Raw genomic sequence first — 15,295 nt, 5'->3', positions numbered from 1 at the left:
TGCCGCCTCAGCCCTGCCGGGCCAGGTCGGCCGCGCCCACGAGCCCGGCCTTGCCGCCGAGTTGGGCGGCGAGCACCTGGGCGTGCGGCCGCCATTCGCCGCCGATCAGCCATCGGCGGAAGGACTTGCGGATCGGGTCGAGCACCAGCTCGCCCTCGTCCGAGACGCCGCCGCCGACGATGAAGGCGGAGGGGTCGAAGAGCGAGGCGAGGTCCGCGAGGCCGGCGCCGGCCCAGCGGGCCAGCTCGCGGAAGGAGTCGACGGCCACCGGGTCGCCCTGCCGGGCGGCCGCGCTGACGTGCCGGCCCTCGATGCCGTCCGGGGTGCCGTCGCCGAGGGCGAGCAGCACCTCGGCGTTCTCCGGGGTGGCGGCGGCGCGCTGGCGGGCGTAGCGGACGAGGGCGCGGCCGGAGGCGTACTGCTCCCAGCAGCCCTGGCTGCCGCAGCCGCAGAGCAGTCCGTCGGGCACGACGCGGATGTGGCCGAACTCGGCGGCGACGCCGAACCGGCCGCGGCGGAGCTTGTTGCCGATGATGATGCCGCCGCCCAGGCCGGTGCCGAGTGTGATGCAGATCACATCGGAGTGGCCCTGTCCGGCGCCGAAGCGGTACTCGCCCCAGGCAGCCGCGTTGGCGTCGTTCTCCACCACGACGGGGAGGCCGACGCGCTGCTCGACCTTGTCCTTGAGCGCTTCGTGCCGCCAGTTGATGTTGGGGGCGAAGAGCACGGTGGCGCGCTTGTCGTCGACGTAGCCGGCGGCGCCGATGCCGACGGCTTCGATGGAGTGACCGGTGCTGACCTGGCGAACTGCTTCCACGATCGCGTCCACGACGCCTTCGGGAGTCGACGGTGTCGGCACCTTGACGGTTTCGAGGATCGCGCCTTCCTCGTCGACCACTCCGGCTGCGATCTTGGTGCCGCCGATGTCGACGCCGATGGTGAGTCCCATGTGTCCCTCAGTTTTCGTCGATCCCCGCTAAGAGAACCGTACCCGAGGGGAGGTCAGTCGAGGTCGATGTGTTCAGCGGTTGAACGCGAGGAGCTGCCGCCGGAGGTCCAGCGGGCCTCGGCGCCGGCCACGGCGGAGCGGTAGGCCGCCAGGAGTTCGGCCCCCGCGGCGGTCAGGTGGTCGAAGAGGTCGGGGTTGCGTTCCTTGATGGGTTCGACAACGGAACGCACCTGGGAGAAGACGCCTTGGGCGGCGAGCTGGACGGCGGGGCTGCGCAGGGCGGCGAGCCGCTCGTTCACGACGTCGCCCACCGCCTCCGCGAGGCGGCGCAGCTCTTCTGCCGGGGAGCCCTGGGTCTGGCCCGACTCCGCCTTGCGCCGGGCGCGCTCGGCGGCGATGTCCTCCGCGCTCGCGGTCGCCCACGCGTCGGCGTCGGGCCGGTTGGGTTCGCTCATGCTCGGCTCCCATGGCAGGGGAAGGGGTCCCCTTCGACGGTACCCGACGCTGCGCCGGCTTGAGGGGTTCCCACCCTCCGTGGCCCTCCCCGTCCCCGGCCGTCAGGCCAGCCCCCTACGCCTCCTCGCCGCTACGGTTCCGGCTCGTCTCCGGCCGCAAGCCGGTCGAGGGTTGCTCGCGCAGTTCCCCGCGCCCCTGGGAAACGACCCGCCGTCCCCGGCCGCAGGCCGGTCGGCTCCACGGCAGCCCGCCGCAACGGTTCCGGCCGGCTCCGGGCTATTGGGGCCACACTGCGGGGTCCGGGGTGAAGCGGACGTGGAGGGTGGCGTTGCGGAGGGCCGCGCCGGCTACGGTGCAGCGGCGGAGGGCGGAGGGGAGGGGGAGGATGCGGCGGAAGCCGTTGGCGTCCACGACGAGTTCGTCGCCCCGGCGGACCAGGTCCAGGCCCTCGCGGTCGGCGCCCGGGAGGGGGAGCGTCCAGAGGTAGTGGCCCTCGTCGGCCAAGTGGTCGGTGACCGTCCAGGGTTCGGCGGTGCGGGGCGCCGCTTCCGGTGCGGGCAGCGGGAGTTCGGCCGGGGTCTGCGGCGGGCGGCCCAGGTGCGGCAGTTCGAGGAGCGGGACGCCGTCCTCCGCGCAGTCCGCGGCCAGCGCCTTGAGGTGCTGCTGCTGGCTGCCGGACAGCCCCGCGAGGAAGGGGTCCGCCGAGCCGGTCGGCAGCAGGCGGTTCGCGACGACCGCGGCGAGCCGGTGGCCGTGCAGGGCGAGCCCCGTACGGGCGGTGCGCAGCGCCTCCTCGGCCCGTGCGCCGGGCTCGACCACGACGGCGACCGCCGTACCCGGGTCCTCCACCACCGCCTGGACGGCGGCCAGTTCGCGGTCGGCTCGCTCGGCGGCGTCGTACGCCCACTCCGCGGGCATCGGCACACCCGCGAGTTGGGCGAGCACCGGGCGCAGCGCCCGCGCGGCCTGCCGGTCGGCGGGCAGCAACCGCGCGAGGTAGCGCCGCAGTTGCTCGGGCAGCGCGAGCAGTCGCAGCGCCTCCCGCACGGGCGGCAGGTCCACCACGACGAGGTCCCAGCCGTCGGCCCCGTGGCCGCCGCTCGCACCGCGGCCCTGTCCCGAACCGTACGCACCGGCGTCGCCGTACGCGCCGCGACCCACGCCACCGCGCCGGCCCCGCTGCCCGTCCGCACCCGTGCCCGGACCGGCGGCGCCGTCCCGGCCCGCGTCATCGGTCCCCGTCAGCACCTGCGTGCTGCGCAGGGAGCGCAGCAGGGCCAGGGCCTCGGCGCCCGGGAGTTCGGTGACCTCTTCCGGGTCGAGGGGGGCCGCGCCCAGGAGGGTGAGCAGCGTGGTGGACCGTTCCTGCGCGGACAGCAGGGCCTCGCGGAAGGCCGCGACCGGGTCGATGACCGCGACCGACAGGCCCGGCAGGCCCGTGACCCCGCCCGAGCCGGAAGGCGGCAGGAGGGCGTCCACGCCCGTACGGTCGGCGGTGAGCAGCAGTGTGCGGTCGCCGTAGCCGGCCGCCGCGGCGGCGAAGGACGCGGCGACGGTGGTGCGGCCGGCGCCCGGGGCGCCGGTGACGAGCAGGGTGCTGACCGGTGCCACCTCAGACCGACTTGCCGGACTCGGCGGCCCCGGCCGCCGCCCCGGCACCGGACTCCACCCGCTTCTTCAGGCCCGCGAGCGCCCGGTCGATGATCACCTTCTCCGCCTTGCGCTTGATCATCCCGAGCATGGGGATCTTCACGTCGACGGTCAGCTGGTAGGTGACCTCCGTGCGGGTGCCGCCGTCCAGCGGGGCGAGCGCGTAGGAGCCGTCGAGCGTGCGCAGCATCTGCGACTTCACCAGCGACCAGTGCACCTCGTGGGCACCGACCCAGCGGTACGCCAGCGTGTGGTCGTCCTTGATCGCGCCGGCGTCCAGCAGCAGCCGCACCTGCTCGGCCCGCCCGTCGCCGTCGGTGGCCAGCACCTCGGCCTCCTTGACCTCACCGGTCCACTCCGGGTAGCGGCCGAAGTCGGCGATGACGTCCATGACGTCGGCCGGGGCCGCCTCGATCGTGATGCTCGACCTCGTGTGTTCCGCCATCGCCGTGGCCTCCGGACTGACTGGTGTCGCTGGGATGTGGTGCCGGGTGGTACGCCTGCCCCTGGTGCAGGCTATCGCGCCGGAGGGCACCGGGGCGGAAGCGCCGTCACCACTGCAGCGCCCACGGGGTGCGGGTGTGGTTGAAGTGGCCGACGTTCACGCACTCGGTCCGGCCGATCCGGGTGCGGGCCACCAGCGGCTGGTGGACGTGGCCGAAGAGCGCGTACTTCGGCTGCACGCTGCGGATCGCCGCCAGCAGGGCGGTGCTGCCGCGCTCGAAGCGCCGGGCCACGGTGTCGTAGCACAGCTCGGGCAGGGCGGGCGGGATGTGCGAGCAGAGCACGTCGACCGGGCCGAGGGCGGCGACCTTGGCGGCGTACTCCTCCTCGTCCACCTCGTAGGGGGTGTGCATGGGAGTGGGCAGGCCGCCGCCGACGAAGCCGAAGACCCGGCCGCCGATCTCGGCGGTGGTGCCGTCGAGCACGGTGGTGCCCGGCCGCGCGTACTGCGGCCACAGGCCGGGGATGTCCACATTGCCGTAAGTGGCGTACGTCGGGGTGGGGAAGGCGGCGAACAGTTCGGCGTACTGCTTGCGGACCGCGCGTTCGATGGCGTCGCGGCGGTCCAGGCCCGCCCACAGCTCGCGGTCCAGGGCGCGGGCCTCGGCGAAGCGGCGGGCGGTGCGCAGCTCGACCATGCGGTCGGCGTTGGCCACGCCGAACAGGTCGGGGAAGATGCCGCGGGAGTGGTCGGCGTAGTCGAGGAAGAGGATCAGGTCGCCGAGGCAGACCAGGGCGTCCGCCCCGTCGCCGGCCCGGGCCAGCGCGTCGGCCGCGCCGTGTACGTCGCTCACCACGTGGACCCGCATACCTGCACCCTATGCTCGGTGTGTGATGCTGAAAACATCTGTAGTGCCCCCCTATCGCCGGAGCTTTACCGATGGGTAACGTCCAGGCCGTCCATCACAACCCTCCGGGTGCGGCGTGGCACCGATGAGGAGCAGCAGCCTTGCGTGAGTTCAGCCTTCCGGCCCTGTACGAGGTTCCCGCGGACGGCAATCTGACGGACCTGGTCCGCCGCAACGCCGCACAGCACCCGGACACGGCGGTCATCGGCCGCAAGGACCCGGCAGGGCAGTGGGTGGACGTCACCGCCGCGCAGTTCCTGCTGGAGGTGCGGGCCGCGGGCAAGGGCCTGATCGCCTCGGGCGTGCAGCCCGGCGACCGGGTCGCGCTGATGTCCAGGACCCGCTACGAGTGGACGCTGCTGGACTTCGCCGTCTGGTACGCGGGCGCGGTGACCGTGCCCGTCTACGAGACGTCCTCGGCCGAGCAGGTGGAGTGGATCCTCGGCGACTCCGGCGCGGTCGTGGTGGTCGTGGAGTCGGCCGCGCACGAGGCCGCGGTGGAGTCGGTGCGCGAGCGGCTGCCGCAACTGAAGCACGTGTGGCGGATCGACACCGGCGCGGTGGACGCGCTCGGCCCGGCCGGCACCGACATCTCCGACGCGGTGCTGGACGAGCGGGCCACCGCGGCCCGCGCCGACGCCCCGGCCACGATCGTCTACACCTCGGGCACCACCGGCCGCCCCAAGGGCTGCGTGCTCAGCCACCGCAGCTTCTTCGCCGAGTGCGGCAACGTGGTGGAGCGGCTCGGCCCGCTGTTCCGCACCGGGGACTCCTCGGTGCTGCTCTTCCTGCCGCTCGCCCACGTCTTCGGGCGGCTGGTGGAGGTGGCGAGCGTGATGGCGCCGATCCGGCTGGGCCACGTGCCCGACATCAAGCACCTCACCGACGACCTGCAGGGCTTCCGCCCCACCCTGATCCTGGGAGTGCCGCGGGTCTTCGAGAAGGTCTACAACTCCGCGCGGGCCACCGCCGAGGCGGGCGGCAAGGGCCGGATCTTCGACCGGGCGGCGGCCACCGCCATCGCCTACAGCAAGGCGCTGGACGCCCCGGGCGGCCCGCCGCTGCGGCTGCGGCTGGCCCACCGGGTCTTCGACCGGCTGGTCTACTCCAAGCTGCGCGCGGTGCTGGGCGGCCGGGCCACCCACGCGATCTCCGGCGGCGCCCCGCTCGGCGAGCGGCTGGGCCACTTCTACCGGGGCATCGGCTTCACCGTCCTGGAGGGCTACGGCCTCACCGAGTCCTGCGCGGCCACCGCGTTCAACCCCTGGGACCGGACGAAGATCGGCACCGTGGGCCAGCCGCTGCCCGGCTCCACGGTCCGGATCGACGACGACGGCGAGGTGCTGCTCCACGGCGAGCACCTGTTCACCGGCTACTGGAACAACGAGCCGGCCACCGCGGAGGCCGTCTCCGACGGCTGGTTCCACACCGGGGACCTGGGCACGCTGGACAACGACGGCTATCTGACGATCACCGGCCGCAAGAAGGAGATCATCGTCACCGCGGGCGGCAAGAACGTGGCGCCGGCCGTGATCGAGGACCGCATCCGGGCGGACGCGCTGGTCGCGGAGTGCATGGTGGTCGGCGAGGGCCGCCCGTTCGTGGCCGCGCTGATCACGCTGGACGAGGAGTTCCTGCCGCGGTGGGCCGAGCAGCACGGCAAGTCCGGGCACAGCACGGCGGAGTTGGCGGCCGACCCGGAGCTGCTGGCCGAGGTGCAGCACGCGGTGGACCAGGGCAACGCGGCGGTCTCGCAGGCGGAGTCGGTACGCAAATTCCTTGTGCTGCCCGGGCAGTTCACCGAGGAGTCCGGGCACATGACGCCGTCGATGAAGCTGCGGCGGGGTGTGGTGGCCAAGGACTTCGCGGCGCAGATCGAGTCGCTCTACGCCCGGTAGGGCGTGTCCGGCAACTCCCGCCCGTTCGCCGGGTCCTGGCGTGCTGCCCCGACCGCGTCGTCGCACGCCGGCCGGCACCTCAGCCGCGCAACGGCCGTGCCCGGTGGCTCCTCCGCGTGCCGGCGCTCTCGTGCGGTCCGCCAACCGCCCCGTTACAGCAGGGACTTCAGCCGCCCGGCCAGGTGGTCCCAGCGCCAGGACTCCTCCACCCAGCGGCGGCCGCGCTCCCCCATCGCCGTGCGCAGACCGGGGTCGCGCAGCAGGCCCAGGATGCGGTCGGCGGCCGCGGCCGGGTCCCCGCCGGGGACGACCCAGCCCGTCTCGCCGTCCAGCACCGCGTCGGGCGCGCCGCCGGAGTCGCCGGCGACGACGGGCAGGCCGGTCGCCGACGCCTCCAGGTAGACGATGCCGAGCCCTTCGACGTCGAGCCCGCCGCGCCGGGTGCGGCACGGCATCGCGAAGACGTCGCCCGCCCCGTAGTGCGCCGGCAGTTCGCTCCACGGCACGGGGCCGGTGAAGTGCACGGCCTGCGAGACCCCGGTGCGCTCCGCGAGGTTCTGCAGCTCCTGCCGGTAGGGCCCACCGCCCACGATCAGCAGCACCGCGTCGGGGAACTCCCGCAGCACCCGCGGCAGCGCGAGGATCAGCGTGTCCTGCCCCTTGCGCTTGACCAGCCGCGACACGCACACCACCACCGGCCGGTCGGTGAACCCCAGCCGGGCCCGCACCACCGCGCCGCCCGAGCCGGGGTGGAAGCTCTTCTCGTCGACCCCGGGCGGCAGGTGCACCATCCGGCCGGCCGCCTGCGGGGTGAGCGCGGCCGCGATCCGGGACCTGGTGTACTCGCCGAGGTAGGTGAGCGTGTCGGTGCCCTCGCCGATCCGGCGCAACAGGATGCGGCTGCCCGGCAGTTGGGCCCAGGCCGCCTCGTGCCCGTGGGTGGTCCCCACCAGCCGCAGGGCGCCCGCCCTGCGCAGGTCGGGCCCCATGAGCCCGAGCGGCGCGGCGGCCCCGAACCACACCGATGTGCACCCGTGCGCCCGCAGCAACTCGGCGGCCCGCCGCCGCACCCGCGGCGTGGGCACCATCATCGTCGTGCGGTCCCTGACCACCTCGAACGGCTGCTCGGCGTCGAACCGGGCGACCTCCGAGCCGTCCCGCCACGTGGAGGCGTAGACGACGACCTTCCCGGGGTCCATCCGCAGCGCCATGTTGTGCACGAACGACTGGATGCCGCCGGGCCGCGGCGGAAAGTCATTGGTGACGATCAGCGTCTTCTCCATCGCCCCCGACAGTACCCGCCCCCATCCACCCCACCGCGCAGGCTCCCACCGGGGCCCGCCCTGCCCGAAGAGCGCCCCGCCCGCCCCGCGCGGGCCGAGGGGGTGGATGCCTGCCGGGCAGCCGCGACGCGCTCCCGCCGGGCGCGCGGGAACCCGGCAGGAGCTGGCCCTCGGGCGTCCGGGCAGGCCCCGAGAGCCCCACGGCTCCGCCGACCGCCGGAGGCCACCTCGGGCGGCTGCGTCCAGTGGGCGCCGTCCGGTACCCGGCAAGGCCCGAACCGCGCCGAGGCCGGGCCCGCTTCCCCCACGGGCCTCACGCACGGCGCCCTCGGCCTACGTGTCGGCGGGGTGCCAGGCGCGGGCGGCTGCGATGCGTTCGGCCGGGGTCGGGTGGGTGCCCAGGAGGAGGTGGACCGGGCGAGGAGGCGCGGGGTCGCCGACGTTGGCCGCCGTGAGGCGGCGCTGCATCGCTGCGAACGCGGACGGCGCCGCCGTCAGGTCGAGGGCGTGCCGGTCGGCGCGGCGCTCGATGCGACGGCTGAGGGCGGCGCTCAGCGGGCCGGCCAGGGTGCCGCCGAGGCTCGCAGCCGCGGCCAGCAGCCAGGCGGAGCGCGGGTCCGCGAAGTGCGCGACCCCGGCGGCGTCGAGCAGCGGCTGCCAGGTGACGACCGCTGCCAGCACGCACACGCCGGCGGCCGCGCCGACAGCGCCCAGCGCAGTGCCACGGGCCACGTCGCGGTGCACCACGTGGCCGAGTTCGTGGGCCACCACCAGCTCGACCTCGCGCGGCTCGGCGGTGGTGAGCAGCGTGTCGTAGACGACGATCCGGCGGGTGCGGCCGATACCGGAGACGTACGCGTTCAGCGCGGTGGTGCGGCGCGAGGCGTCGGCGACCAGGACCTCGCGGACCGCGACGCCGTCCCGTGCCGCCAAGGCGAGCAGCGCCTCGCGCAACGGCCCCGGCGCCATCGGCGTGAAGCGGTTGAAGAGCGGTTCGAGCAGCAGCGGGGCGAGGAAGGAGAGCAGGACGGCGAGCACGGCGGCGCCCGCCGCGGCCCACGCCCACCACCAACGGGTCACGCCGGCCAGGGCGTAGAGCGCGTACAGGACGCCCACGGCCAGCGGCAGCGAGATCAGCAGCCCGCGCAGCCGGTCCACCGCCCAGCCGCCCCAGCCCTGCGTCACGAGCCCGAACCTGGCCCGCACCACCCGGCCGCGCGCGGCTGCCGGCAGCCCGGCGACCTCGCCGATCCCCACCAGCGTCACCGCGGCCCCCAGCACCCGCAGCGCCCACGCCGACCCGAAGCCGCCCACGAGCGCGGCCCCGCCGTGCGTCAGTCCGAGCGCGAGGTTCAGCGCGAGCGAGACGGCGGCGCCGCCCAGCGCGACCGGAACGGTGAGCCGCCGCAACGCCCGCCCCCGCGCCACCTCCGCGTCGGTGAAGTCCCCGCCGTCGCCACGCAGTTCACCCTCGCCCCCGCCCGAATGACCACCGCCCGCGTCTCCGTACGGCGACTCCCCCACCGAACCGCCCTTCCCGGCACGCCCGTTGCCCGCCGCGGCCTCGCCCGGCGCACCCCCGCCGGAAGTCCCGGCGCCCGCCTCCGGCTGCTCCCCCGCCCAACTTCCCTTCCCCGCGCCCTCATTGGCCGCCGCACCGCCGCCCGGAGCCCCCTCACCGCCGGGACCACCGGCACCGCCCTCCGGGCCGTCCTGGGCACCCTCAGGCGCTTCCTGGGCCTTCTCGCGCGGCGGCTCCCCCGCCGAACTCCCGTCCCCCGTGCCCTTCTTGGCCGGAGCAGGGCCGTCCGGCACCTCGCGGGCGCCGCCCGGCGCCCGTTCCCGCGGCGGCTCCGCGGACGGACCCGTGCTCTCGCCGCCGCCCTCCCCGGCGGAGCGGTCCGCACCGTTCTCGGGGCCGTTCGTCATCGCAGCTCCTGCTTCACGTAGGCGCGCCAGCGGGCGGTGAAGGCGGGCAGGGACAGGCCCACCGAGGCGCGCAGGTGGGAGTCCAGGGTGCCGCCCCCGGCCACCGCCCGGTAGAACGCGGTGAGCGTGCCGGGCGACCACTCGTCGGCGATCATGCGGCAGGCGAGCCAGCCGCCCTCGTACGCCTGGGCCAGACCGCCCGCGGTGGGGGCGAAGTCCGCCCGGGTGGGGAGCGCGGCCGGCACGCGGCCGGCGCGGACGTCGGCGGCCAGTTCGGGGGCGATCTCCGGCGGGGTGCGGCCGGCGTCGCGGTAGGCCACCCAGTCCGCGATGCCCTCGGAGAGCCACAGCGGGGTGTGCGCGGTGGTCGACAGCCGCGTGGCCACGTGCGTGGTCTCGTGGGTGAGCACGACCTGCCGCCCGAAGGCCGACAGCTCGCCGAAGGCCGCCGGGTTGAGGATCACCCGGTCCGCGGGCGCGGCCGCGTTCCCGCCGCCCTCGCCGGTGGTGACGGCGGCGATGCCCCGGTACAGCGAGGGCGCGGCGCCGAGCAGCGCGGCCATCTGGTCCAGGGAGGCGGGCGCCTCGACCACGACCTTGCCCGGCCACCCCGAGCCCCAGGCGTGCCGCACCTCGGGCACGGCGAGATCGGCGTCGCGGGCGTACCCGCGCAGCGTGGCGAGCGGGCCGAGCCCGAGGACGAGGCTGTGCGCGCCGCGTACGGCCCCCACCCGGCCCTGGTCCCACAGCTGGACGTCGGTGCGGTGGCCGCCCTCCGCCCCGTCGTCGTCCCCGGACAGCAGCCAGCGGCCGCCGTGCCGGCTGAGCGTGAGGTAGGCGGTGGAGACCACGGGCCGGTCGTCGTAACCGGCCAGGCGGTAGTCGAGGCGGACCTCGGCGGCGGTGCGGCGGGTGCCGTCGGCGGTGGGCGGCAGGGCGAACGCCCCGGTCCGCACCAGCGTGTAGGACCACGAGGCGAGCGGGACCTGCGCGAGGTTGGCGAACACCTGCGTCTGGCGGCTGCGGTAGCGGGTGGCGGCGGGGTCGATGCCCGCGAGGAAGGCCATGCGGTCGCGGTGCAGCACGGCGGCGGCGTGCCGGTCGAGCACCTGCCGTACGGCGGTGTCGAGGGCGGCGCTCGCGCCCTCCCGCGTGCTGGTGGAGCAGCCGGCGAGACCGGGGGCGGCCAGCGCGAAAGCGAGCAGGGCCGCCGCCGTGACCGCCCAGCGCCGCCGTCCCGCCCGTCTTCTCGCCGTGGCCATGCGCCCGATCGTACGGTCCCGCCGCCGCGAACCCGCGCGCCGGGTGACGAGGCGCACGCGCGTCCCGGCGGGCGCCCCGGGGACGCGCTCCACCCGCGCAGACGACTGCCGGGGTACCCCAGGGGACGCTCTCCCCGCGCAGGCGACTCACGGCCGCGTGCGGCAGCCGCCCCGGCCGAACTCACCACAAGGGCCGGCGGCTCAGGGCACCCCCTCGCCGCCACAAGGCTTGCAGCGGCGTTCAGGGTCTCGTCACGGCGGTGATCGGCATCATGCCCACCGGGTCGTAGCGGACGCGGGCGCCCGGGTAGGGGGCGTGGATGACCTGGCCGCCGCCGACGTACATCGCGACGTGGCTGGCGTCCGAGCGGTAGATGACCAGGTCGCCCGGGCGGATCTCGGACAGCGGGACCCGCCGGCCGGCGTTCATCTGCTCCTGCGAGGTGCGCGGCAGGGACACCCCCGCCCGGCCGTAGGCGTACTGCATCAGGCCCGAGCAGTCGAAGGAGGACGGCCCGGCGGCGCCCCACACGTAGGGGGCGCCCAGGACGCGGCGGGCGGCGGCGATGGCCAGGGCGGCGCGCTCGGAGGGGGCGGGCAGGTCGGCGATGGGCGGCAGGGAGCCGTCCCGGGAGGCCCGCAGGTAGTCGTCGGGGCGCAGGGCCGCCCGCTGGCCGGGCGGCAGGGCGAGCAGCAGGTTCTGCGCGGCCGCCAGCGCCCGCCGCACCGCGCGCTTGCGCTGGCCGAGCAGCGTGGTGGTCCGCCGCAGGGCGGCCAGTTGGGTCGCGGCCTGGGTGCGCTGCTGCTCCAGGGTCCGCTCGGCTTCGCGGAGTTGGCCCAGCCGCGCGTCCTGCCGGGCGTCGAGGCGGTCCCACTGGCCCGCGTCGGCCAGGTACCGGTCGGGGTGCCCGGAGAGCAGCAGCGCGAGCGTGGGGTCCACGGCGCCGTCGCGGTACTGGGCCGCGGCGAGCCTGCCGACCTGCGTGCGCAGCGAGTTGACCTGCTGCTGGCCCACCGCCGCCCGGTCCTGGAGGTCGGCCACCTCCGCGCGCAGCCGCCCCGCCTCCTCCTGGGCCGCGTCGTACGCCTGGGTGGCCTGCTCCGCCTGCTGGTACAGCTGGTCCAGCCGGGTCGCGGGGTCGCCGCCCGCGGCCGGGGCGGCGGCGGCGAACTGCGCGGCGCCACCGGAGAGCGCGGCCGTCGCGGCGGCCGCCGCGGACAGGACGGTGACCCGGGTGGTGCGGGCGGCCAGGCCCGGCTGCGGAGTACGTCGATGGGAAGCCACGGCAGCAGACAGTAGCCATGCGGTGGCGCAGAGTTCAAAGACCGGGCGGTCAACACACCGCGGGCGGGCGGCTCCGGCCCAGGTCACACGCCTCGGCCCGCGGGCTCGGCAGGGTGTTCATCACCCGTACGCCGTACCTCGCGGGCCGTGGTAGATCCCTCGCGCGGGTCACGGACGTGCGCCCCGCCGGAAGGAATTCGCGTCAGATGCGCACGCCGAACTCGAAGGGCATGTCGCTCATCGACTCGTAGCGCACGTACGCGCCGGGCTTGGGGGCGTGCAGCACCATGCCGTTGCCGGCGTAGAGGCCGACGTGGTGGGCGTCGCTGTAGAAGATCACCAGGTCGCCCACCTCCAGCTGCGAGGCGCTGTAGATGCGGGTGCCGGCGTTGGCCTGCTCCTCGGAGGTCCGGGGTATGGAGACGCCGGCCTGGCTGTAGGCCCAGGAGGTCAGGCCCGAGCAGTCGAAGGAGCTGGGGCCGGTGGCGCCGTAGACGTACGGGTCGCCGATCCTGGTCTTGGCGGCGTCGAAGGCGGCCTGGGCGCGGGCGCTCGCCGCCTTCGCGTTGCCGAGGTCCACCCGGGAGCTGGCCCGGTTCGCGGCCTGCTGCTCCTGCTCCTGCATCTGCTGGCGCTGGGCGGCGGTCAGGCCGTTGAGGATCGTCTGCGCGTCGGCGAGCTTCTTCTTCGTCTCCGCCTTGCGCTTGGCCAGCTCGGTGCGGGTGCTCTGCACCTCGGCGAGCTTGCTGGCGGCCTCGGCCCGCTCCTGGTCGAGGGTGCGCTTGGCGTCCTCGAGCTGGGTGAGCGAGCCTGCCTGCAGGGAGCTCAACTGGTCCAGGGACGTGGCCTGGTCGAGGTAGCTGTCCGGGTTGGAGGACAGGAACAGCTGGAGCGAGGGGTCGATGCCACCGTCGCGGTACTGGGAGGCCGCGATCGCGCCGATGCCGTCCCGCAGCTTGTTCAGGTGCTCCTGCTGCCGCGCCACCTGGTCCTGGAGGCTGGAGGCGTCCTTCTGGAGCGAGGACAGCTTCTCGTTGGCCGCGTCGTACTTCTGGGTGGCCTGCTCCGCCTGCTCGTACAGGGCGTCCACCTTCGCCTTGGCGTCCTTGACGGACTCCTTGGCGGGGGCGGCGTTGGCCGCCTGGGCGGACAGGGCGACCGCTGCTGCGGCGGTCGCGGTGAGCACGGTCACGCGCGTGCGGCTTGCCGGCTTGGGACGACGGTGGGACGCCACGAAGGCGGTCTCCTTCTTCCTCAGCCGCCTACCGGTTCAGCTGGCGGGCGGCCTCCGAGCGCCATCCGGGTTGGATGATCGACTGCGCGGAGGTACGAAGCCAGACCCTAGTGACCGGACTGTGATCGGTTCAAATCCTTGTAGGCAAAATCTCGACCGCTTCGCACATTCTTTACGAGCCCCGTACGCGCGGTGAGGGCGCTACGACCGTGTGTCCGCGCTGGTGCGCTCGTGAACGGCCGCCGGGGCGGCGGCACCGCGGTGTGACCGATCCAACTCCCGTCACACCCTTGCCAGTCGGTTGAGCAGCAGGGTGGAGGCCACCGGGCGGGCGCCGGCCTTCGCCACGCCGTCGGCAACCTCGCGGTCGGCGGAGACCACCACCACCGGGCGGCCCGGCGGCTCGGCCCGCACCAGCCGGCGGATCAACTCGTCCGCGGTTTCACCCGACTTGGAAAACAGCACCCGCACCCCGCGCGGCGGCGCGAGCAGCACCGGCATGTCCAGGTCGGCCCCGTCGAAGACGCACGTCACCTCCGCGCCGCTCTGCGCGGCCAGCGCGGCCAGGCCGCCCAGCAGCCGCAGCCGCTGCTTGTCCAGCGGCATCGCGGGATAACCGGTCTTGGTCACGTTGTAGCCGTCGACGACCAGGTGGGCCTGGGGCAGCGCGAGCAACTGGTCGAGCAGCGCGGGGTCGGTGGCCGACAGCGCGCGGGCCGCGATGTCGCGGGCGCTCATCTGGCCGGGCGCCACCGCGTCCACGGTGTCGGCCGGGCGCACCGGCATGGTGTCGCGCGGCGGCAGCGCCAACTCCCGGCGCAGGCCCGAGGCGGCGTCCAGTACGGTGTCCAGCAGCAGCCGCAGCCGTACGTCCTCCACGCTGCGGCCCTCGCGGGCGGCCTTGCGGTTCGCCTCCACCGCGCCCTCGGCCTCGGCGAGGCGGGTGCGCAGCCGGCGCATCTCGCTCTCGATCGCGGCCCGGTCGTGCGCGGCGGCCGCCCGGAACTCCTCCAGTTCCACCTGGAGTTTGCGGCGGGCAGCCTCCGCGCGCTTGATGTCGCTGTGCGCCGCCCGCAGCTTGCGGTGCAGCGCGTCGCCCTCCTTGCGCACGGACTCCAACTCGGCGCGGGCGCGGGCGGCTTCGGTCCGGGACTGCGCGTGCAGGGCGGCCACTTCCTCGCGGAGCCGGGCCAGTTCGCGCGCGGCCTCCTCGTCGGCCCGCTCGGCGTCGGCCCGCTGCGCCTCCTCGCCGGCGGTGGCCACGAGCTTGGCCCAGCCCGGCGGGCGCAGCAGGTACGCGGCCGCGGCGACGTCCAGCGGGTCGGCGGCCGGCGGCGGACTGCCCGCGTCCAGGGCCTCGGTGAGCTCCGGCTGCGCCTCGCGCAGCCGCCCGGCCACCTTCTGCCGGAACGCGGTGTCGGACTCCAGGGCGGCGGCGAGCGCGGTCGCGGCGTACTTCACCCGCCGGGTGGGCGTGAAACGGGCATAGGGGCGCAGCGAGACGGGCAGTTCGGCGAAGGTGAACCCGCCGAAGGCGTCGGCGGCGACGGCGACCACCCGGTGCCGCACCCCTTCGGGCAGCGGACGGTCCAGCGCCGGCTCCTCACCCCCGGACGGGCGGGCCCCTTCGGGGGTGACGGCCGAGCGCCCGGTCTCCTCGCTCTCGGGCGCGGGGGGCGTGTGTTCCGGCATGGCGGTGCCAGGCCCGCTCTCCTCGGGGCTCGGTCGGCCGCCGTTACCGTCCACCAGTCACTCCCTGTCGGGTTTCTCGGCGCCCTCCCGGCCCCCTTACGATCCCTCCGGCCGCCGCCGTGCTTCTTCGGTACTGCTTCGCTGCTTCGTCCGTACTGCTTCCGTGCTCTGCTTCGGTCTTCTTCGCTCTTCTTCCATTGTCCCCGCCCCGGGCGCGAGCCGGTGCGGAACCGCCGCCACGTCCGCGCGGACGCGGTCCACCAGTTCGAGCCGGTCCGGCCGTCCCGGTGCGTCCTGCCGCCCCC

12 protein-coding genes are annotated in these 15,295 nt (G+C 75.1%); 1 reads left to right on the top strand and 11 read right to left on the bottom strand.

Annotation, left to right across the window (positions count from 1 at the left end; genetic code table 11):
* Positions 1 to 7: 7 nt before the first annotated feature.
* The 5 genes from BLR33_RS12860 to BLR33_RS12840 form a co-directional block, all read right to left on the bottom strand.
* Positions 8 to 949 carry an ROK family glucokinase gene (locus BLR33_RS12860; RefSeq protein ID WP_093784524.1) on the bottom strand — a complete coding sequence of 314 codons (942 nt, stop codon included), beginning with the start codon at positions 947 to 949 and terminating at the stop codon, positions 8 to 10.
* A gap of 53 nt (positions 950 to 1,002) precedes the next feature.
* Positions 1,003 to 1,404 carry a DUF5304 family protein gene (locus BLR33_RS12855; RefSeq protein WP_093784523.1) on the bottom strand — a complete coding sequence of 134 codons (402 nt, stop codon included), beginning with the start codon at positions 1,402 to 1,404 and terminating at the stop codon, positions 1,003 to 1,005.
* A gap of 277 nt (positions 1,405 to 1,681) precedes the next feature.
* A complete protein-coding gene (locus BLR33_RS12850; RefSeq protein WP_245771372.1) occupies positions 1,682 to 3,016 on the bottom strand; it encodes an ArsA family ATPase in 1,335 nt (444 codons plus the stop codon).
* 1 nt (position 3,017) lies between these two features.
* Positions 3,018 to 3,500 (bottom strand): SRPBCC family protein, encoded by a 483-nt coding sequence (locus tag BLR33_RS12845; RefSeq protein ID WP_093784522.1) that lies wholly within the window; start codon positions 3,498 to 3,500, stop codon positions 3,018 to 3,020.
* A gap of 106 nt (positions 3,501 to 3,606) precedes the next feature.
* On the bottom strand, positions 3,607 to 4,368 hold the full coding sequence (locus BLR33_RS12840; RefSeq protein ID WP_093784521.1) for a metallophosphoesterase family protein: 762 nt from the start codon (positions 4,366 to 4,368) through the stop codon (positions 3,607 to 3,609).
* A gap of 140 nt (positions 4,369 to 4,508) precedes the next feature.
* On the opposite strand from BLR33_RS12840, the gene BLR33_RS12835 reads away from it, so the two are divergent.
* Positions 4,509 to 6,305 (top strand): AMP-dependent synthetase/ligase, encoded by a 1,797-nt coding sequence (locus tag BLR33_RS12835; protein ID WP_093784520.1) that lies wholly within the window; start codon positions 4,509 to 4,511, stop codon positions 6,303 to 6,305.
* 152 nt (positions 6,306 to 6,457) lie between these two features.
* On the opposite strand, the gene BLR33_RS12830 is transcribed toward BLR33_RS12835, so the two are convergent.
* From BLR33_RS12830 to BLR33_RS12805, 6 genes are all read right to left on the bottom strand, one after another.
* Positions 6,458 to 7,588 carry a glycosyltransferase family 4 protein gene (locus BLR33_RS12830; RefSeq protein ID WP_093784519.1) on the bottom strand — a complete coding sequence of 377 codons (1,131 nt, stop codon included), beginning with the start codon at positions 7,586 to 7,588 and terminating at the stop codon, positions 6,458 to 6,460.
* 333 nt (positions 7,589 to 7,921) lie between these two features.
* Positions 7,922 to 9,517 (bottom strand): M48 family metalloprotease, encoded by a 1,596-nt coding sequence (locus tag BLR33_RS12825; RefSeq protein WP_176930247.1) that lies wholly within the window; start codon positions 9,515 to 9,517, stop codon positions 7,922 to 7,924.
* Entirely contained in the window at positions 9,514 to 10,779 is a 1,266-nt protein-coding gene (locus BLR33_RS12820; RefSeq protein ID WP_093784788.1) for a hypothetical protein, read from the bottom strand. Before BLR33_RS12820 ends, BLR33_RS12825 begins: the two co-directional genes overlap by 4 nt.
* Before the next feature lie 241 nt (positions 10,780 to 11,020).
* Positions 11,021 to 12,064, bottom strand: coding sequence for a C40 family peptidase (locus BLR33_RS12815; RefSeq protein WP_093784518.1), 1,044 nt, complete (start codon positions 12,062 to 12,064; stop codon positions 11,021 to 11,023).
* Between the two features lie 202 nt (positions 12,065 to 12,266).
* Positions 12,267 to 13,298 (bottom strand): C40 family peptidase, encoded by a 1,032-nt coding sequence (locus tag BLR33_RS12810; protein WP_093784517.1) that lies wholly within the window; start codon positions 13,296 to 13,298, stop codon positions 12,267 to 12,269.
* A 282-nt stretch (positions 13,299 to 13,580) separates the two neighbouring features.
* The gene (locus tag BLR33_RS12805) at positions 13,581 to 14,990 is read right to left on the bottom strand and encodes an NYN domain-containing protein (RefSeq protein ID WP_093784516.1); all 1,410 of its coding nucleotides are present in this window, start codon (positions 14,988 to 14,990) and stop codon (positions 13,581 to 13,583) included.
* Between the last annotated feature and the right edge of the window lie 305 nt (positions 14,991 to 15,295).

This window comes from Actinacidiphila guanduensis (assembly GCF_900103985.1).
Taxonomy (GTDB): Bacteria; Actinomycetota; Actinomycetes; order Streptomycetales; family Streptomycetaceae; genus Actinacidiphila; species Actinacidiphila guanduensis.
This window is presented reverse-complemented; position numbering and strand designations above follow the sequence as displayed.